This window comes from uncultured Neglectibacter sp. (genome assembly GCA_937958185.1).
Classification (GTDB): Bacteria; Bacillota; Clostridia; order Oscillospirales; family Acutalibacteraceae; genus Acutalibacter.
This window is the reverse complement of record CALFFN010000031.1, coordinates 22,464-41,279: the sequence shown is the minus strand read 5'-3', so window position 1 is coordinate 41,279 and position 18,816 is coordinate 22,464. Positions and strand designations below refer to the sequence as shown.

Annotated in this window: 18 protein-coding genes and 1 pseudogene; 12 read left to right on the top strand and 7 right to left on the bottom strand. The window is 48.2% G+C overall.

The window, feature by feature from the left end:
* Nucleotides 1–78: 78 nt before the first annotated feature.
* From AB8996_RS10300 to AB8996_RS10290, 3 genes are all read right to left on the bottom strand, one after another.
* Nucleotides 79–1,293, bottom strand: a complete 1,215-nt coding sequence (locus tag AB8996_RS10300) for a tyrosine-type recombinase/integrase (RefSeq protein WP_369298895.1) — start codon at nt 1,291–1,293, stop codon at nt 79–81.
* Nucleotides 1,294–1,729: 436 nt separating this feature from the next.
* Complete coding sequence (locus AB8996_RS10295; RefSeq protein WP_369298908.1) at nt 1,730–2,035, bottom strand: helix-turn-helix domain-containing protein; 306 nt, start codon at nt 2,033–2,035, stop codon at nt 1,730–1,732.
* Between the two features lie 101 nt (nt 2,036–2,136).
* Nucleotides 2,137–2,316, bottom strand: coding sequence for a DNA-binding protein (locus AB8996_RS10290; protein WP_369298894.1), 180 nt, complete (start codon nt 2,314–2,316; stop codon nt 2,137–2,139).
* Nucleotides 2,317–2,803: 487 nt separating this feature from the next.
* On the opposite strand from AB8996_RS10290, the gene AB8996_RS10285 reads away from it, so the two are divergent.
* The 6 genes from AB8996_RS10285 (at nt 2,804) to tnpA (ending at nt 9,675) form a co-directional block, all read left to right on the top strand.
* Nucleotides 2,804–3,535, top strand: coding sequence for a LytR/AlgR family response regulator transcription factor (locus tag AB8996_RS10285; protein ID WP_369298893.1), 732 nt, complete (start codon nt 2,804–2,806; stop codon nt 3,533–3,535).
* Nucleotides 3,535–4,506 carry a GHKL domain-containing protein gene (locus AB8996_RS10280; protein ID WP_369298892.1) on the top strand — a complete coding sequence of 324 codons (972 nt, stop codon included), beginning with the start codon at nt 3,535–3,537 and terminating at the stop codon, nt 4,504–4,506. Before AB8996_RS10285 ends, AB8996_RS10280 begins: the two co-directional genes overlap by 1 nt.
* Before the next feature lie 146 nt (nt 4,507–4,652).
* A complete protein-coding gene (locus AB8996_RS10275) occupies nt 4,653–5,534 on the top strand; it encodes a glycosyltransferase (RefSeq protein ID WP_369298891.1) in 882 nt (293 codons plus the stop codon).
* Between the two features lie 2 nt (nt 5,535–5,536).
* Entirely contained in the window at nt 5,537–7,279 is a 1,743-nt protein-coding gene (locus AB8996_RS10270; RefSeq protein ID WP_369298890.1) for an ABC transporter ATP-binding protein, read from the top strand.
* A complete protein-coding gene (locus AB8996_RS10265; RefSeq protein ID WP_369298889.1) occupies nt 7,276–9,009 on the top strand; it encodes an ABC transporter ATP-binding protein in 1,734 nt (577 codons plus the stop codon). Before AB8996_RS10270 ends, AB8996_RS10265 begins: the two co-directional genes overlap by 4 nt.
* A gap of 201 nt (nt 9,010–9,210) precedes the next feature.
* Nucleotides 9,211–9,675, top strand: coding sequence for an IS200/IS605 family transposase (tnpA, locus tag AB8996_RS10260; protein ID WP_369298907.1), 465 nt, complete (start codon nt 9,211–9,213; stop codon nt 9,673–9,675).
* A 76-nt stretch (nt 9,676–9,751) separates the two neighbouring features.
* Here the strand turns inward: tnpA and AB8996_RS10255 are convergent, their stop codons facing one another.
* From AB8996_RS10255 to AB8996_RS10240, 4 genes are all read right to left on the bottom strand, one after another.
* Nucleotides 9,752–10,234 (bottom strand): HipA domain-containing protein, encoded by a 483-nt coding sequence (locus AB8996_RS10255; protein WP_369298888.1) that lies wholly within the window; start codon nt 10,232–10,234, stop codon nt 9,752–9,754.
* A gap of 5 nt (nt 10,235–10,239) precedes the next feature.
* Nucleotides 10,240–10,404, bottom strand: coding sequence for a hypothetical protein (locus tag AB8996_RS10250; protein ID WP_369298887.1), 165 nt, complete (start codon nt 10,402–10,404; stop codon nt 10,240–10,242).
* A gap of 4 nt (nt 10,405–10,408) precedes the next feature.
* Complete coding sequence (locus AB8996_RS10245) at nt 10,409–10,858, bottom strand: helix-turn-helix domain-containing protein (protein ID WP_369298906.1); 450 nt, start codon at nt 10,856–10,858, stop codon at nt 10,409–10,411.
* 162 nt (nt 10,859–11,020) lie between these two features.
* Nucleotides 11,021–11,164 (bottom strand): relaxase/mobilization nuclease domain-containing protein, encoded by a 144-nt coding sequence (locus tag AB8996_RS10240; protein WP_369298905.1) that lies wholly within the window; start codon nt 11,162–11,164, stop codon nt 11,021–11,023.
* 218 nt (nt 11,165–11,382) lie between these two features.
* Between AB8996_RS10240 and AB8996_RS10235 the strand changes: the two genes are divergently transcribed.
* The 6 genes and pseudogenes from AB8996_RS10235 to AB8996_RS10210 all read left to right on the top strand — a co-directional run.
* The gene (locus AB8996_RS10235; RefSeq protein ID WP_369298886.1) at nt 11,383–14,319 is read left to right on the top strand and encodes a hypothetical protein; all 2,937 of its coding nucleotides are present in this window, start codon (nt 11,383–11,385) and stop codon (nt 14,317–14,319) included.
* A gap of 147 nt (nt 14,320–14,466) precedes the next feature.
* Complete coding sequence (locus tag AB8996_RS10230) at nt 14,467–15,006, top strand: TIR domain-containing protein (RefSeq protein WP_369298885.1); 540 nt, start codon at nt 14,467–14,469, stop codon at nt 15,004–15,006.
* A 77-nt stretch (nt 15,007–15,083) separates the two neighbouring features.
* Nucleotides 15,084–16,502 (top strand): hypothetical protein, encoded by a 1,419-nt coding sequence (locus tag AB8996_RS10225; protein WP_369298884.1) that lies wholly within the window; start codon nt 15,084–15,086, stop codon nt 16,500–16,502.
* A 258-nt stretch (nt 16,503–16,760) separates the two neighbouring features.
* Nucleotides 16,761–17,483 carry a hypothetical protein gene (locus AB8996_RS10220; protein WP_369298883.1) on the top strand — a complete coding sequence of 241 codons (723 nt, stop codon included), beginning with the start codon at nt 16,761–16,763 and terminating at the stop codon, nt 17,481–17,483.
* Nucleotides 17,484–18,437 carry a copper amine oxidase N-terminal domain-containing protein gene (locus AB8996_RS10215; protein WP_369298882.1) on the top strand — a complete coding sequence of 318 codons (954 nt, stop codon included), beginning with the start codon at nt 17,484–17,486 and terminating at the stop codon, nt 18,435–18,437. It begins immediately after the preceding gene.
* A gap of 206 nt (nt 18,438–18,643) precedes the next feature.
* Nucleotides 18,644–18,727, top strand: a pseudogene (locus tag AB8996_RS10210) (IS200/IS605 family transposase); the annotation flags it as partial.
* Nucleotides 18,728–18,816 lie beyond the last annotated feature (89 nt).

Genomic DNA, 18,816 nt, shown 5'->3' with positions numbered 1-18,816 from the left:
CGGTGGGTTCTGTTCGCACTGCTTCCGTTTGTTTTATCATCAAAGAATCATCAATCCGGCTGCGCTGTTCTGAGGGCTTCACAGGTTGAACCCGTCTGTGATTCCGTTCAGTCGGGTGGTGTCTTTTTTGACGTAGTACATTTCGGTGATCTGGCTGGTGCTGTGACCGAGTAAATCTGCTACCTGTCGGGGAGAAAGAGTCTTGATTGTTCCGTTTGCCTGTTTTACGCCATTCACTAGATTTGTGGCAAACGTATGCCGGAAGCTGTGTAGACCTTTCTGCTCGATTCCTGCGGCTTTCAAAATTCTGTAGTACCTTTTGCGGAAGTTGACAGGGCGGGTGTAGCCACCATTCTCGTCGCATACCAGCGGTGCATTTTTGCCGAAATTGCGCTCTCGGCGTAGAGCTTCTACCATCTCCACCGCTGTGTCGTTCAGCGGCACAGTACGCTTGCTGGTGGCAGTTTTCGGCTTCCCTACCTTCACTCCTCGACCAGGAACAGCTTCCATTTCCACTCGTTTTGAAGTCTCTTTTACCCCTTGCCGAACAGTCAGCGTGCGGTTGCTGAGATCAATATCGCTGTTGAGGAGACCTAGGAGTTCGCCTGTCCTAAGCCCTGTGTTCAGCATGAGAATGTAAGCTGCCGGCTGCTGGTACTTGGGCTTTCCGTTTCTGAACTTCGAGAACGCTTCAAGCTTGAACTTCTCGATTTCTTCCGGCGTAAATACCGTGATGGTTTCCTGCGTGGGCAAATCCTCCTTGTTTTGCGCCGCCATGAAGTTCGTCTTTTTCATCATGGGAACGCTCAGCATGGGGTTCCGATTCAGCAGTTCCTGCTCTGTGAGGTAGCGGAAATATTCTCCCAGCAGGTCGTGGACTTTCTTGACCGTGGTGTAGGCATAGTCCTTTTCAAGCCAGTGATTCAAAACTCCCTTGAGGTCAGCGGCTGTAAGATCTCCGACTACTTTCGCTCCAATCAAGGGGTAGACCTGGTGTTTTGCCGTACACTCACAGCGGTCGTAGGTGCCCCGCTCCACAGAAGGAAATTTGAACACTTGCAGCCAGTGGGTCATACTCTCTCTGAGTGTTTTTCGGGATTCATCTGACTCAATGAGCCGCTGGTTGAATTCAGCGATATAAGCGGTCATCTTCTTGTTGACTTCCGCTTTGGCCGTGCCGGAAAAGGACTTCCTTTTTCTCTCTCCAAGCTCGTCCATATACCAGACCGTCCCACCCCAGCGATTGTCCGTGCGTTTGAACGCCTTGCCGTTAGTCAGTAGTTTTTTCTTCATGTTCTCACTTCCTTTCCAGCACCACAGACTACCACAAAGCCTGCGCCTATGTCTATGATTGTTCCGAAAACTTTTCTTTGTTTTCTGCGGTCCAGTTTTTGAAAGGGGTCTGTCCTTCCATTACTCCCCCTTCAAGGGGGCAGGGGGGGAAAAGTCGGGCAAGCCCGGCTTCTGCGGACGGCGTATAGCCGTCTGCTATGCTTGCCCTGCCCTAGGGCAGGAATCCCGTGTATAGCGGTTTGTGAAATGCACTCAATCGGCATTGCCGGGTGGGGTCAACGCTGGGTTTATCCTGCTCAAATATAATCCATTTTTTCAACGGGGCTATTTCGTAAAAGTCGAGAACAACCCTACCGCCACTCTTTCCCACAGCGGCTCAAATTTGCCGTTTGACCTGCTGAGTGGTGTCCCAGCCCTACCGGCAAAACAAAACCGCTTACGGGGGCCTTTCTGCGCCCAACGACTGCCGCTCGTTGTAAAACTCCAGTGCGGACTGGATTGGGCGGATTGTGAATTTGAGATTCCCGTTCCATTTTGAGCCGTCCTTGCGGAACACAGAAGTCTTTTCAGTTTCAATCAAGCCTCTATTCTCAAGGCTGGAAACATATTTCTGAACGGTGTTTCTGCTAAGCCCGACCGCCTTTCCAATTGTCCGAAAACTGGGATAACAGGTAAAACTTTTCCGATCCTCACAGCGGAGGAGATAGGAATACACAGCGATCTCTCCTGCGGAAAGTCCCAGTGAAAACAGGCAGTTAGGGGTCTTGAAATAATCTCGATTGGGATTCAGTTTTGAATATTTCTGGAAGGTTGTCGAGCACCGCCAGACACATTTTCTTCCACCTACTGAATGAATTTTTCTTTGGAAACAACCAATCGGTTCCCGATTTTGAGAGTAGGAAAGCCCTCCTGATGGAGCAATTCATAGCTGCTTGCTGGTGACACACCAAGCACCTCACCGACCATCTTTGCATTGAGGAAGAGAGGTAGTTCCTCATAATTCTTGTACTTACTTTCGGTCAATCGCATTCTCCTTTCTTTTACCAATATAAAATTTTCGGTTCCGCTTCAGCGGAATCCCACCGTTCTGAAATGGTGGGAAGCAAAACTTTGGAAAGATGAAAACTTGTTTTCATCTTTTGCGCCGTTTTACCTGAGACTGTTTCCTAGGAGCTGCCGGTTTCTGCCGGTGCGTTCCCGTTCCGATGGGTGGTCAGTCCATCAAACGCTCGTCCTTCGCTCGGAGGAGTCATGGCGGGATATTTCAACTCAGACGGTCATTTAATTTTCGTTGGAACTTCATTGTAACACCCTTGTCAACTGGGGTGTCATGGTGACAGGGGAAGGTTAAGAATAGGAAAGAGCACTCCGTATATCAAGGTTATTCCGAGGTGATTCATAAACCAAAATACGACCCCATGCTACCCGTAATTTGATTTTACTCCGTTTTCATGTTATCATTGGGCTTACCGCATTTTATGGAAATTGAGAAAAAAGGAGGGGTTTGGGTATGCGTATCCTGCTTTGTGACGATGATGAATCCATTTTGACCCAGCTTGAGGGGTATTTGCAAGAATACTTTGCGGAAAATCATTTGCCGAAGCCGGAGCTGTGCCGCTATACCGACGGACAGCGGCTGTTGGATTCGGAAGACCGTCCCGACGCCCAGCGGATCGACATAGCCTTTCTGGACGTGGAGATGCCCGGCACCAGCGGCATTGAAATCGGCGCAAAGCTCAAGGAACGAAACCCTTACCTCAAGGTTTTCATAGTGACTTCCTATGCGGACTACCTGGACGACGCCATGCGGTTCCATGTGTTCCGTTATCTCTCCAAACCGGTGGACAAGCAGCGGCTGTTCCGCAATTTGCGAGATGCGCTCTATCAACTGAGCGTGGATACAAGACCGATCTGCATCGAAACTGTGGAGGGTACCGTCACCCGGTATGCAGACGAGATCGTTATGGCGGAGGCACGGGGGCATAAGGTCTTGATTTACACAGTAGATACGGTCTATGAATCCCGGCAGGGAATCCGGCACTGGGAACAGCTGTTGGAGATCGGCTGCTTTACCCGCACCCACCGCAGTTTCCTTATCAACATGAAATATGTGGCGTCCTTTTCCCAGAACCTGATTACTCTTGCAACTCCCTCAGGGCAGGAATACACCGCTTATCTGGCACGGCGGCGGTATCAGGATTTCAAAAGCGCTTATATGCTCTACGTGGAGGCGATGCGGTAATGAAAGAGACTCTTGCGCTGTTTTTGGGATTTTTTCTGCTGGCGCTCAGCGGAAAACTTCTGTATTTTGGATATTCCAGACTTTGCAGCCGGCTGGATAGGAGCCGTTCCGGTTCTTCGAAGGACGTTACTCCCGCTGCCCTGGTTCTGACCGGTTTTTCCCTGACCACCCTTTTCATTCTGCTTATGATGGTGTACACCGCCGCCATTACGGGAATACAGCTTACCACCGGGTCCTTTGTGCTGGCAGGGCTTCTGATTCTGGCGATTGATAACCTTTTGCTTTTCGCAGGCTACCAGTACAGCCGGCAGGCTGACCAAAGAAATCTTTCCGACCAACTGATGCTCCAAAAACAGCAGGCTGAAATGGACTATTACAAGGCGTTGGAAGAGCAATATGACAGGCAGCGGGTGCTGATCCACGATATCCGAAAGCATTTGGAGACTCTCCGGGATCTGGCGGGCGAGCAGGAGAACAACGCCGTGTCTCAATATGTTTCCGAACTGGAGAAATCTCCCGCTCTGCAGAACCGGGTACGCTTCTGCGGAAATCCTACTTTAGATGTGATCCTGTCCCGGTACGGAGAAATTTGCAAAAGGGAAGATGTGAAATTTCTGGTGGATATCCGCAGCCAATCTGTGGATCATTTGGAACCGGGAGACATGACCGCCCTGTTCGGCAACCTGCTGGAAAATGCGGTAGAGGCGGCAAAGGATGGGGAAAACGCCTATCTGGAGCTGGCAGTAGATACCCGCCCGGGCAATTCCCTGATGATCTCTCTGGTAAATACCTGCGAAGAAGCCCCAAAAGAAGATGGAAAGGACGGCTTTCTCACCCGGAAGCCTGACAAGGAACAGCACGGGATCGGACTGAAAAGCGTTTCTGGTGTCGTCAAAAAGTACGACGGCACGTTCCGGCAGTATTATGAACCGGATAGGAGATTGTTCCATACCGTGATCCTTCTCCAATAAAAGCTCCTCAGTGGGAGCTTTTTTCCTTTTCTGCCAACTTTTCTTCTGCCAAAATAGGGCGATTTTGAACCGTTCATGCAAAAGGGCTTGAAAAGAGATACGCCGTTTTCTATACTGCAATTACAAATTCAGATGGGGGAAGCGCCATGAAAAAGATTTCTGTAATCGTTCCCGTGTACAACAACTCAAAAGAACTGCGGCTCACCGTTGATTCCATTTTAAGCTCAGATTTTCCTCTTGACCAGGTGGAAGTTTTGATCTGCGACGACGGCTCCAGCGAGGATATGAAAGCCGTGGTGCGGGAATACGAGAATGAAATTGCGATTCGTTATTGCTGGCAGGAGGACAAGGGCTTCCGCCCCGGCACAGCCCGGAACATGGGAATCCGTGCGGCAGAAGGCGAGCTTTGTTTGTTCCTTGACAGCGGCGTGATCGTGACCGGCTCCTGCCTTTCCGAGCACTACCGTTTGTATCAGAAGCAGGGAGAAAGGCTTGTGGTGATCGGGTATGTTTACGGCAACGACCTGACCTCCGATTTGGACGAAATGCGGGAAATCATTGACAGCCACACCCCGGACGAAGCCGCCGCCATCATGGAAAGCCGGAATATGAAAGACGGCCGGGAGCGGGATTATGCCCAGTGCGGCGATGAACTGTACCGCTGGCAGGCACCCTATCTCGTGCTGTGGAGTCTGCATTTCTCAGTGCCCACAGAGTTTATGCGGAAAAACGGTATCTGGTTTGACGAATTTTTTAACACATGGGGCTGCGAGGACAACGACTTCGGGATTCAGCTTTCCGACCATGGGGCAAAGTATGTGCTGGGAAGAAACGCCAAAGCCATTCATTATCCGGCAAACCAGCGCAGCTATGACAGGCTGCAAAACGACCCGGAGTTCCGGGCGGGCTGGCAGAAAAACCGGGAATACCTGAAACGGAAATACCCAGATCACCCTCTGGTGCAGCTTTGGCTGGCAGAAGGAGGCAAAGCAATAAAAGCCCTGCCCCTGCTTGATAAGGAGGATTGAAAATGGACGGAAATCCGCTTTTACGTTTCTATATCGACAACAAAAAGCACCTGCCGGGGTTGATCATTATTGTGGGGATCTCTCTCGTGTCCGGCGTGCTGAAAATGCTTTCCGCCACCTATTGGGGCAAAGCGGTGGATTTTGGCGTAGCGGGCATGGTGCAGGATATGATCCTCTCCGCCGCTCTGATGGCGGTATTCATTCTGCTGGACTGTGCCCGCACGGCGTTCCACTATCATGTGATCGGACGCATTACGGAAAATATGTTTTTGGAGGTGCGGAGCAGGGCTTTTGCGAAGATCACCCATGGGGACACGGCGGTGCTGGAGGAAAAATTCCGCACCGGGGATATCGCAGTTCGTTTGAACAACGACATCGATTTTCTCAGCACCTTTTCCGCCGGGCATCTGAGCAATTTCTCCCGGCAGATTTTCTCCGGTCTCTTTGGGCTCACCGCCTGCATTTTCATCTCCTGGCAGCTTTCCGTCGCCTATCTTGTTATTCTGCCCCTGTCCCTGGGGTTGGTAAACGCTATCAGCAAGCCCATTCAAACGCAGGCTAAGAAATCCATGGACCATACCGGTTCCGCCATGAGTTGCGCTGCAGATGCTGTTTCCGGCGCACTGACCCTGAAGGCATTTGCCGGGGAAAGCGCCATGGAAAAGCAGTTCGGCAAGGCTGTAGATGCTGCCTATGAACAGTCTGTACACACGGAAAAACTCACAATGAAGATGACCTGTGTACGCTATATCGCCAATGTGACCCAGACAATGGCCCTATTTCTCATTGGCTCCCTGCTGGTGTCCAGCGGAAAACTCAGCGTGGGTATGTTTATCGCCTTTGTCACCATGAGCAATTATATTACGGACGCTTTTTCCCAGTCTGACTACATGATACGAACTGTGCGGTATACCATCTCCTGCGCCCGGCGGTACTACGAGGTCATCGACATTCCCGATGAGCAGCCGGGCAAGGTTTCCCAGCCTGTCAATCAGGAGCCCTGCACAGCGGAAAATCTGGAATTTTCCTATACCACGGCCGACAGGAAAATTCTCCATGGGATCAATCTGCGGATCCCGCAAGGACAGAAGATCGCCATTGTGGGGGCAAGCGGCTGCGGAAAGTCCACCTTAATCAAGCTGATCTGCCGATTCTATTTCCCGGACAGGGGCAGCCTGAAGCTGTTTGGGGTTGAATCTGCCGATTGGACGCCGGATGCACTCCGGGAGAAGCTTGCAATCGTCACCCAGGATTCTGCATTGTTTGACGGCAGCTTTTTTGAAAATGTTGCGTATGGCAGACCGGGGGTTACACGGGAGGAATGCGAAGCCGCTTTGAAAAATGTAAGCCTGTGGGATTTTGTCAGCAGCTTCCCAGAGGGCATGGATCACCAAATCGGGGAGAGCGGTCAGACACTTTCCGGCGGACAGAAGCAGCGGCTGTGCATTGCCAGAGCCATGGTCAAAAAAGCGCCGCTGGTTTTGCTGGACGAAGCCACTTCCGCTCTGGATTTACAGACGGAACGGGAGGTGCAGGCCTCTCTGGAAAAGCTTTTGGAAGGGCGTTCGGCAGTGATCATTGCCCACCGGCTCTCCACCGTGCAGAACGCAGACTACATCTACTATATGGAGCAGGGAGAAATCACCGAAGATGGCACACCTCAGGAGTTGCTTCAGAAAAAAGGAAAGTATTATGAAATGTGTATGCTGCAGGGGCTTGTGAAAAGGGAGGAAAGCGCTTTATGAAACGAAAAACCTCTGGCTTTACACTCTATCGTTTTGCGTTCTCTTTTCTTCCCCATCGTGGAAAGTACCTGCTGGGCGTGACGCTGGGTTCCTGTGAACTGGCCCTGCTCTTTGCCCTGCCCTATGTAAATCAGGTGCTGATTGATATTGTTACGGGAGTAAGTGCCGAAAACATTTTTCTCACCCTGCTTTTGCTGCTGTGCCTGTTCCTTTTGCTGGTCCCGCCGGTGGTGTACGGAAACTACCTGCAAAGCGTTTCTGCTGCACAGGGGCTTTCCAATCTGAATAAAACCATGTTTGATCATATTTTGCATTTGCCCCACTCCGCACTGACGGGATATAAGACCGGGGATTACATCACCCGGCTGACAAACGACGCCAACCGCAGCATGAATACCTTCCGTTCTTTTGGAACGGTCAACCTGATCCGCTTTGCGGTGGTGTTTCCCGTCACACTCATCCTGCTTATCATAAACGATTGGCGCATTGCGGCGGCGGGAATTGTATACGGTGGGATCAATCTGGCGCTTTCCCTGTACCTCAATCCGCTGGCAAAACGTATGGACAGGGACGCAAAAGAAGAAATTGCGGGTTCCGCATCATTTCTAATTGAGGCGCTGCGGGCGATCCCGGTGATCCGAGTATTTGTCATGCACAAGGTACTGGCAGAACGCTATCAAAAAATCTGCGCTGTCATTCGGGAAAAGCGGATCAGATATCAAAATATCATTGGCATCACTTATGGCGTGGTGGATTTCTTCGCCCAGTCCGCTCAGGCTGTGGGCTTTCTTCTGGGCGTGTTCCTGGCAGGGAGCGATACCACGCTGGGCAATGCAGTGTTCAACGCCACCCTGATGGGCATGATGGCTGATTCCGTCTATCGGCTCAGCACCTTTCTGCTTCTTGCCCAGCCCAATCTGGTATCCATGGAACGGGTGCGGGAACTGCTCAGCCTGCCTTTGGAGGATTTGGAACAGGGCGAAACCGAGGTCGATACAGAGCAGGAAATTGCTGTGGAGTTTCAGAACGTGTGCTTCTCCTATGACGGGAAAACAAACGCCATTGACCATCTGGACTTATTCCTTCGTAAAGGAGAACACCTTGCCATTGTGGGCGGCTCCGGAGGGGGAAAATCCACAGTCGTCAAGCTGCTGGAAGGCTTCTATCCGCCTGACAGCGGGACGATCCGCTATTTTGGAAAAACCGGGCTTTCCCTTACCACTATCCGCCAGCTTTTTGCCTATGTGCCGCAGGAATGCACCTTGTTCGACGGCAGCATCGAAGAAAATATCCGGCTGGGAAACCACCTCGCCAGCCGGGAAGAAGTGGAACACGCCGCAGAGCTTGCGGATATCCATGAATTTATCAAAGGCCTGCCGGAGGGGTACGGAACTCAGGTAGGAGAACGGGGAAACCAGCTTTCCGGCGGGCAAAAGCAGCGGATCGCCATTGCCAGGGCGATCCTGAAAGGAGCGCCGATCCTGCTCCTGGACGAGGCCACCGCTTCTCTGGATTCCGCTGCAGAAAAGGAGGTGCAACGGTGCCTGGACCGCCTTTCTGCTCACATGACCACCGTCACTGTGGCGCACCGCCTTTCCACCATTGAAAGCGCTGACCGCATTTTGGTAATGGGGACGGGCAGGATAGTGGAAGAAGGCTCCTTCCGGGAGCTTTTAGACAGAAACGGACCTTTCAGAGAATTATATGAAAGCCAGCAAAAGGAGAAGTAAAAAATTGGTTCCCCACCGATAAAATGTGAGGAACCAATTTTTATTTCATTTATACCCTCAACCACCGGCTATGCCGGTGGAGAACGAAAAAGCGATAGCGACAATTATAGAAAGAAGGACCTCCTTTGATATAATAAAGGCAGGTAACGCCAACCGCACAAAAAATCAAAGGAGGTCAGTCCAAATGGACGAGCAAAGTACATCGCAAAACGCTTGCGATTTCACACTACAAAATGGAAGTGTCAATATCACATCGTGCTGGTACCAAAATATCGAAGGAAGGTAGTGTATGGGAAATTAAGGGCAGATATAGGAAAGATACTGAGAAAGCTATGCGAATATAAGCATGTGGAGATAGTAGAAGCCCATGCAATGCCGGATCATATCCATATGTTACTGTCCATACCGCCCAAGTACAGTATAGGGGAGTTCATGGGATACCTAAAGGGAAAGAGTACGCTGATGATATTCGAGAGACATGCAAATCTAAAGTATAAATATGGCAGGAGAGTATTTTGGGCAAAGGGGTATTATGTGAGTACGGTGGGAGGCAATCAGAAGGCAATTCAAAAATATATCCAAGACCAGGAGAGAGAAGACCAAATCATGGATCAAATGAGCTTCAAAGAGTACGAAGACCCCTTTAAGGAATTAGAAGAAATGTAAAAAGAAACGCCAAACCAAAACGTGCGGTTGGCGTTTCTCATTTGGCGCCTTTAGGCGCTGCCAGTATCATACCCTTTTAGGGCTTATCATTCATACCACGTCCTTTGGGCGTGGTATTGATTTCATCTTCCAGAACAGCTTCCATAATGGTTTCGCCCGCTTGCGGATAAAGACAGCTGCCGCAGTCGTACACGGGGGCAAGTTCCATCGTGTCCTTTTGCGTATCGTACAAAAAACCCCAGTTGCCATTGTGGCGGTCCCAATTTCCGATTAGGGCGTCTGCGATGAACATTTCCCAGAATCGATCTATCAGCAGCTTGCTGTCGATCGCCGTCTGTTCTTCAAAAGTGTAGAGAATGTCTGTAAGCTCCGTTCCATAACCATTTCGTTCCGAATCAATCATCTGGTTTTTCAAAGAGGCAAAATCCTGCAAAACGACCCCGGGACTTGTGAAATCTTTGCAGGCAACGACAACTTTTTCTTTTCCACGCACAGTGAATGTTCCCAGCAGCGTTTTCTGAACGGGAACCCCGATGCTTTCATAAATCTGACAGCCCAAATACTCTAAAAGCAGCTGTTGCTATAGCTTAATATTTGACTTTTCGAGGCAATCGGCGGGAATTTCAGCATATATTGCTCGCCCTCGTATAGAATAGAAATTTTGCTGCCATTGGCCCCGGCATAAGCCTTATTTCGCTTTTGCATTTTTGTAAAGTCGATGGCTTCCATTTCATCACGGCCTTTCCATTCTCAGATACTTTTCCCGTAGATACCACGCCCGTTCCGGACTGATGATTCCATTGATTTCTGCATTATTGATATCTGTTTGCAAATTGCAGTAATCGCAGTCCCAGCGCAGATAGTTCTCACCGTTGTCCAGCTTCTGCCATGCGCTTTGCATAGCGCCGATAGAGTCCTGCAAAAACTCTGGCAGTCCGCATTCCAGATAAGAAGAATCTTTGGGCAAACCTCTCGTATCCTCATGCGGCGAGGACAAATTCATAATGTCCTCCATGGTGCAGTCTAGAGCTTTTGCGAGCTGCTGCACTGTCTTGGCGGAGCAGCGCCCGATTTCACTCCGCCCGGCGCAGATATCCATGATTGTGGTCTTAGGCACTCCGCTGATTTTGGAAAGATAATATTTGCTCATGTTTCGCTGTGACAAATACCCTTGTAAATCCATTGCGCTCACTCCCCGAATTCTCTGTTACCATTATATCGGTATACCGACCGAATGTCAACTGGGAAACTCAGTTGCTTTTCTTTGCTTCCAGCATATATGCCTTGCGATTTTATCTGTTGCCATACTTCAACGCTCATTAGTTAATCTTTTCAGGGGCTTCGTTTATTGCATGAATAAATTTTTGAATATAACCGCTTTGCGATGGAGCTTCTTGCCGTTCACATAGCTGACAGAGTTTACGATGATGTGATTATGTAGGTGTTTAGTATCCACATGGGTGGCAATCGTTGCCTCAAAGTCAGGAATTTTTTTGAGTGAGTTGCTTGCCCTGCTCCAGGGCAGGAATAGAAGATTATTTACTTTTGCAGATTAACTTGTATAAATAACTCTTTTCTTTGCAAGTTTCATTTATGACATGGTTCTAAATGTATTGACTTTTTTTGACATAAAGACTATAATTTTAGATACAATTTGCAATTAGATATATCTTAGGCATAAAACCATGTGTCAAAGGGGAGGCGTCTATGTTTATCCAATCACTAGAAAACAACCGCATGTTTCAACTTTTGGCAGCCAACCCCAGTCAAGAGGCTAAAGCCTATTATGGAATGCTGTTTCCGATAGCAGCGATAACAGAAGAAATGCTAGAGTATATTAAAAATGTATTTCCCTCATTTACATCTCATGGTTTTTCTCATTCTTTGCGCATCTTGGACAATATTTACCTGATATTGAGTAAAGATTTGAGGGAGAGTTTAACTCCCCCTGAACTTTTCTGTTTAATTATGGCAGCAATGTTTCATGATATGGGTATGGCAGATCCCAATAGAAAAGATCGGTATGAGCAGCGTGTTAATCACCACCTATATGCAGAAGAGCCATTGAAAAAGTTTATGGATGAACATTTGACCCTAATCAAAGAGCGCAATCGTCTTTTTAACTGTATCCTGTTCACATGCGAAGCTCATGGAATGACACTGGAAGCGTTTTACTCTGATCCACGGTTTTATAATGAAGATATGATTGGTGGATATGTTTTACGTTTCAGTTTGCTGGGGGTTTTATTGCGCATTGGCGATCTTCTGGATATGGACGAAAATCGTACAAGCAATTTTATCCGAAGGTTCTATCCGTCCTACTTTCCCGATGATTCTGTTTTGCATCATGAACGACATGAGCTGATCGAACTGTATTCGTTGCTTCCAGAGCAGATTACTCTCAAAGTTCTGGCTAAAAATATTGATGAACATCACATCTGGGAAGGATGGCTTCATTATTTAGATGAAGAGCTTCTTCATGCTAACGCGGATCTTCTTTACCGTTTGAATGGAAATTTCCGCTTTCCACATCTTCAATACGAAATAAAGCCAGCGCCAGGAAGTGAATATCAGACGGAAGAAATGCGCTTTGAGTTAACTGACGAAGGTGCTATTTGGAACATTCTTTCTCAGTCTGTATATACCGAGGAGTACGATTTTATTCGAGAACTGGTACAAAACGGAATTGATTCCGTTTTGATGCGATCGTATATTGATCCTGCTGCTACGCTGCCCTATCCTTCGCCAAGATCATGGGGTATGTGGGAGAAATCGGGACAGGTGGTTGTTGCCTATTCGGAGCATGGCGGCTTACTTATCGTTTCTGATACTGGAACAGGAATGGATTTAGACGCCATAAAATCCTTTTTGTTTCGTATTGCGGATTCCGGCTATCGTCACCAAAAAGATTGTCGTTCTTATCCGTTCCCATCTATTGCCAAATTTGGAATAGGATTTATCTCTTGCCTTTCCAAATGCGAAGAAATCAATCTTTTTACTCAAGCAGCTAAAGATGCTCCTTGCTATAAGATTAGGCTGTTTTCCAATTCTATTCGAGCTTACTTTGAAGAGACTGAGTCAGTGGAGGATTGCGGCACAACTATCTGCGTAAAACTCAAGCGTCAATATTCGACTGAAGATGTGAATACATATCCTTTTCACACATTCTCTTACCCCAGTGTTCCTGTGAAGTGGATAAATCTGGACACTATGGAAGAAGAGATACTGAATTTGTGTAAACGTGGCGCATTATCCCAAAGACCTGGCTTTGATCCCTTTTACACTATGCCCTATCTTAAGTTCGCCGCTTGCTATGAAATTTTTGAAAATGCAAGAAATCAGGTTTATTTGGACTATGAGCGGCAGATAGGGTTGTTGCAGGAAGGTCTGGATTCCTTAGAAAGCGCAGTAGTTGACTGGAAAAGATTAGTAAGCCGGGGTGAGCTTGAAAAAACTGTATTTCAAGGACAACTAATCTTTTTGATGCGGAGTCTAAAGAACAAAGAGCCTTTTGCAGACACGCAGAAAATGCTTGCAAATTTTTTGCAGGAAAGCCAAACATATTCCAAATCTCAATTTAAATTTGAAATATCTAGCATTCTGGACAAAATTGCTACCGGTATTGATGCATTGTCCTTTGAAAAATTTAAGATACAAAATCAGATGAACCTTTTTGCTAGCCCCAAATCGGTAGTCGGTGCTGCTGCTATACTACCGCTTTTGGAAGACTCTTCTGCTGCAATTTGTCTGTCGGAAGATTTTGACATAATTGGTGTAGCAAAAGAGAGCCATGGGAGATCCCAACTTTTGCATTCCAATTGCGGTCTGATTTTGATTCAATGCGTTTTTGATGATTGGAGTGCCGGAATTGAATGGCGGTCACTTCATGGGTTTCTTTTCAATCGTGGTTCGATTGTAAACGCCCTGACCAGTATGTGGACAGAAGACCCATCCCAACCTCCATCGGCGACAGTTTCCCTGTCTTGGCTGTCTACTTTTGATCAAGACTGTGATTTTGAGGACGTTATGGAAGACCAAGTTGATAAACGAATTTTTGAATATTATAAAGATAGTACTATTACAACTCATTATTCTAAAATATTTTTATCAAGATCTAAAATATGCCTTGCCACTGAAACGCAGGAGGAATCATACAACGACCTTAAGGATTTTGTAGAAAAGTCGTCAGAAAGGAAACCGCCTCAGGATTACATAGAAGATCTTATATTTGATTGGGAAATGAGTTCTTATGCGGAAGATGAAAACCCATTTGACCAAATCAAAAATACAGACAACATTTTTTCACAGGATGGAATCAAAATTGAATTCGATTCCTCGAAGATAGTACCTCTCGGCATATGCAAAGCACAAGTTAACCTAAGCGCGGGTGTCGGATTTGATCTGAATGTTGGGCGACGTTATATCGATGAAAGCCACGGAAAGATTGACTCATGGTTGGCAAACACAGGAAATCACATCCAAGAAGAAGTCTCTAAGCAGCTAATAACTGCAATTGAATCCTATGGATTGTCTTGGGACTCAGGGACGCTCTGTGGTGACATTGACAGTGAAGACTACTTTGAGAGAAAATCTAAAATGCAAATCGGACGAACGCTAAAAAGAATGGAAGGAAAAGTATTTTGAAGCTCTATGATCAAATGCAAAACGCAGAACGTGAGCTTATGTTTTTCTCATATTTCATATGATTTTCTCCTTTCTCTCTGGCTTTCTGTGCTTTATTCATTGAGTGTCAAATTTTGACCAATCATGTAAAATGGAGGGTGAACTGTAATGGAGTACTGTTATGACATCGCGCTGTCTTTCGCAACGGAAAATAAGGATCTGGCAGAAAAGGTATACCATTATGTGCGGGGACAGGACATCCGGGTGTTTTTTGCCCCTTCCCCGGAGGCGCAGACGGTGTTGAGCGGGAGGAACCAGAGGGAGGTGTTCTACCGCATCTTTGGGGTAGAGGCGGAATATGTCGCTTTGTTCGTGTCGAAAGAGTATGTGACCAAAGAGGTGCCCATGGAGGAGGCCAATATCGCTTTCAGTACGCATAAGAGCGACGGGAAAGTCATCCCCGTTTATTTGGATGGAACGCCCCTGCCTGAAGAAATGTTTGACCCCAGGAGCACCAATTATTTCTCTTCTTCCAACCCGGCTGAAATCGCCTCCCATCTTGCCAACCGCATCAAGATGGACAGGCAGGTCACGCGGGAAGGCGGGAATCCCGCAGCTTTGGGGAATGGGATGAACATCCATGACAACACGGCGGGAACGCAGGTGTTTGCGCAGACAATCAACATAGGAAAGAAGGATAACACATGAATACAGATGCTGCGCAGCCGCATGAGAAAGATGCGGCACCTGAAAAGGAACAGGATGTTGAAATCGGAAAATCGGAAGTGGCGTCTGATACGGAACAGCCCGGGAAGGGCGCCGATATGCCTTTCCATATCCCAAAGAACCCCGATGAATTAAAAAAAGAAAGAAGCAAGTTCCAAAGCTTTGAAGCATCGGGGAATTATGCAAATTACCAGGTGTTCGTGCAGAACATGAATCTTGAAGGTCCGCAGCAATATAAGGAGGTGCCGGTCCAGGAAAAGGACAAAAAGAAAGCGCGGTTTGATTTAAAAGAACCGGCAGACTGCGCGGAATTTGTAGAAGAATACAAAAACGGGGAGTATTTGGCGCTGACCATAATATTGGCGGTGTTTGACATCGTCTCGATAAACGACCTGCCGGACATGGCGGAAAAGCTGATGGATGCTTTGCCCGCTGTGGAAGAGGTGGATCAGAATGGAAATGTGGTACGATCCCGCAGCAGGGAACCGTACCTTTCCTTGCAGTGCAAATTGGCGGTGATAGGGGCGGGGACTTTCGTCCGGGGCGATGGGCAGCGCTGCGTGGGCTTCGGAAGCAAATCAAAGCAGGTGCTGCGCAATATTAGGGAGCAGTTCCCCGCACTGCGTGTTCCCATCATTTCATGGCTGATAAAGGTGAACGACAACTATAAGTACAAGACGGGGTTTGACGCGCAGCAGATGGTACAGGCTTTTTCAAGGGTGATCGCGCTGGATTTTGCCGACGCAAAAAGAGAAATATTCCCAAGGCTCTATTCCAGACCCGAAAATATGCTTTTTCTGGGCACGTTGGCTTCCACCCTGCTGAAGGACCCCTCCTTGGAAGATGACGTTCTTTCTATCACGCAGACTTGGGCGGAATCGGGAAAATGGCTTTGGAAATCAGCCCTGTTCGCCTATGCCAAGCTGGACGTCCCGGAAGCTTGCGGAAAGCTGAAAGACCTGCTGCAAAAAAATATTGCCACGCATATGGAGGGCTTCTCTGAAGCGGATATGTTTTTCCTTTCCCTGGCTCTCTCCTGTTCCGTACATGTCCGCACCATGATGTGCGAAATACTGTATCAGAAGCTGTCCAGCAAAACTTCCAAAAAAGTAGAAAAAGACGAAGCGGCAGGTTTTTATCTAACGCTTGTCACTTATTGCTATTACTATGTGAATGAAAGGTCTCTTGAGCTGCCTTTGGTTGTGTGCGATACCAAAGAACAGCAACAGCTCCTTGCCCCGGCGCTGGCACAGGTTCTGTCAAGCCGCGACAGCCGAAGATGGCTCTTCGACCTGTTAGAGCTGTACCTGAAGGAGATTTCCGGCTATTCTGTGCCAGCGCGGCTTGTAAGGCATACTGCTGCCTATTTCAGCAACATGATGCGGTCTGCCCCGGTTTATAAGGAGGATGTATCCGCGCTTTTGCGGAAATGTTCCTGCGGCATGACGCAGGAAATTTTTAAGCTGTTAGGCATATGAAGACCTTTTCATGGCTTTCAGTCAAAGAAGCAGGATTTCCTGCGGAAAAATAGAAAGGGAGGAATACATAGCATGACGGAATTTCAAAATGACCTGATTTTACAAGACGTGCCATTCAAGGGGGGCTTTTTCCCCCAAATCCCCAACTACCGAAAGGCCGGCTCGGCTTTTATTTTGGCGGAGGGGGCGAATGACGACATTTTGGTGTCGGCTAATACGACCACCAGGGATTTGCGGGTGGGGAAATATACCCGTCTTGTGGAAATTTCCACCCATCCCTATACAAAAGAAATTGACTTTACCGCCGCCAGCAAAGAAGGGGCATATTCCTTTTCCGTGTATGTAAAGGCGGTTATCCAGGTGACGAACCCCCTCACCTTTTATGTGAATCGGAACCTGGACGTGAACGCCTACTTCAAAAACCTGTTTACCATGGACGTCAGGAAAATAACCAGGAAATACAGCATCCTAGACTATGAAGGGATGGACGAGAAGCTGACAGAAAAGCTCTCCTCTTACAACAGCTTTGATGACTCCACTGGTTTTTCATACCGGGTATCCGTGGTGACGGCGGAGCCAGGCAGAGACGCAGAGGAGTATGTGAAGAACTACGGTAAGCAGCAACTGGACATGAAGCTGAAAGAGAGCGCCCGGGGACTAACCTCGCCCCTGTCCGGGAGCATGGTTGAAGCACTGAAGACGGCTGTAGTGGAAGGAAGGATGACGGAAGAGGAAGCCTTCCAAAAAATCGCGGAGAACGAGGACAAAGAGTTTGCTAGGGCGGTTAAGCGCGTAGAAACCCTGCGGGAAAGTGAGATCCTGACGGATGAGGAATCTAAGACGTATGGCAAGGTCAAGATTTTGGGAGGAATGTCGGAGAGCGAAAAACTGCTCACTGGGCAAGCTGCAAAAAAGGCGGCGGGCCAGGAGGGAAAGGACAGCGATATGATTGACGCTATGTATAATGATGAGGAAGAATAAATGGAGTGGAACGTATATATTGAAACCTTTCTGTCGTGGCCGCTGATAGGTCGCGTGGTCTGCGTGCTCTTTGTCGTGGGAGTGTGCGTTTTGGGGCTGCTTTTGGGGAAATATCTGCTTCGGCTGCTGTCTGTCATCCCGCTTTTATTGAGCGGCATCACCCGCGGGCTTTATATCATAGTGGAGCGTCTTATTGCCATGCTCCACAAGAGGTATGGCGGCGGTTTTTATGATATAGCAAATAAGGTATCACAGACAGCGGAAAAAATAGATTCCATGCTGCGGAGCTGGTACGAGCTCTGGCACCATGTGAAACACGTGAAAGCCCGGTGGGTGCTGCTGGTGTATTTAGTCGCTGTGCTGTATATAGGAGGCGTGCCCATGCTGACGGGAACTCTAGATGTCCCTATAGCGAGTGGTGCAAGGGCATATTTGCGGTGCGAAAACTCTTTTGTCAATTGGTTGGAGAGCCGCGGCTTATACCGTGATCCGAAGAAGATCGCACGGGAAGAGGTTTTCATACAGATGGACAGTGGAAGCGCCCTGCAAAAGGGTCGTCTGATTAAGCCGGATGCCGGACCGATCCTGGAGAGCGGTCGACCTTATATCCCTATTCGGGGCGCGATGGAGGGCATTCTAGGGGGAACCGTAGACTGGGATGGAAAAACGTCGAAGGTGGTTGTGCAGTTAGGGCAGACGGTGGTGGAGATGTCCACAGGCACGGCGGTGTCCGTGAACGGTGAGAAAAGGGAACTGGTGTACCCCCCTGTTAAAATAGATTCTAAAATCTATGCAGATGCCGAGGAGTTTTTGGGGCTGTTCGGCTTGTATTCTTATTGGTATGAGGAAGAGGATCTTCTAGTGGTCTGCGATGCGCCCGGCGGCAAATTCGGTCCCCTTACCCTACAATGGGTTCAGGAACAGCTGAGCGGTTCAAATGGACGGCACCAATAAAACAGCGCAGGATTGACTTTGTGGGAAACGGCACGGCTTTTAGGCTGTACCGTTTCCCTGTTTGTATCTCAAAAACCACTCGCTGGGCGAGTGGTTCAAAAGAGGCGAGAGCCGATGAAGTATACAAAAAACTTTCTTTATTTAGAATAGAAGTGCGGTCTGCCAACTGCACAGAAAACAAAGGGAGATCATTCAATACGAACGACATGAACAGTTTAACGCATACAACATGGAATTGCAAATATCATATAATGTTTACGCCGAAATATCGGAGGAAAGGAAGCTACGGTTTTTCTGCATAAAAGAGGACCTGCTTAGCAGGTCCTCTTTTATAGGGAATTTGAAAACTCAGGAATCGGCAGAGAAACGGCAGGCTTTT

What these genes read in the sequence shown, in the direction of transcription:
- AB8996_RS10300 (WP_369298895.1), bottom strand. Translation starts at nt 1,293, where the DNA reads ATGAAGAAAAAACTACTGACTAACGGCAAGGCGTTCAAACGCACGGAC.
- AB8996_RS10285 (WP_369298893.1), top strand. Translation starts at nt 2,804, where the DNA reads ATGCGTATCCTGCTTTGTGACGATGATGAATCCATTTTGACCCAGCTT.
- AB8996_RS10280 (WP_369298892.1), top strand. Translation starts at nt 3,535, where the DNA reads ATGAAAGAGACTCTTGCGCTGTTTTTGGGATTTTTTCTGCTGGCGCTC.
- AB8996_RS10275 (WP_369298891.1), top strand. Translation starts at nt 4,653, where the DNA reads ATGAAAAAGATTTCTGTAATCGTTCCCGTGTACAACAACTCAAAAGAA.
- AB8996_RS10270 (WP_369298890.1), top strand. Translation starts at nt 5,537, where the DNA reads ATGGACGGAAATCCGCTTTTACGTTTCTATATCGACAACAAAAAGCAC.
- AB8996_RS10265 (WP_369298889.1), top strand. Translation starts at nt 7,276, where the DNA reads ATGAAACGAAAAACCTCTGGCTTTACACTCTATCGTTTTGCGTTCTCT.
- AB8996_RS10250 (WP_369298887.1), bottom strand. Translation starts at nt 10,404, where the DNA reads ATGGAAGCCATCGACTTTACAAAAATGCAAAAGCGAAATAAGGCTTAT.
- AB8996_RS10245 (WP_369298906.1), bottom strand. Translation starts at nt 10,858, where the DNA reads ATGGATTTACAAGGGTATTTGTCACAGCGAAACATGAGCAAATATTAT.
- AB8996_RS10235 (WP_369298886.1), top strand. Translation starts at nt 11,383, where the DNA reads ATGTTTATCCAATCACTAGAAAACAACCGCATGTTTCAACTTTTGGCA.
- AB8996_RS10230 (WP_369298885.1), top strand. Translation starts at nt 14,467, where the DNA reads ATGGAGTACTGTTATGACATCGCGCTGTCTTTCGCAACGGAAAATAAG.
- AB8996_RS10215 (WP_369298882.1), top strand. Translation starts at nt 17,484, where the DNA reads ATGGAGTGGAACGTATATATTGAAACCTTTCTGTCGTGGCCGCTGATA.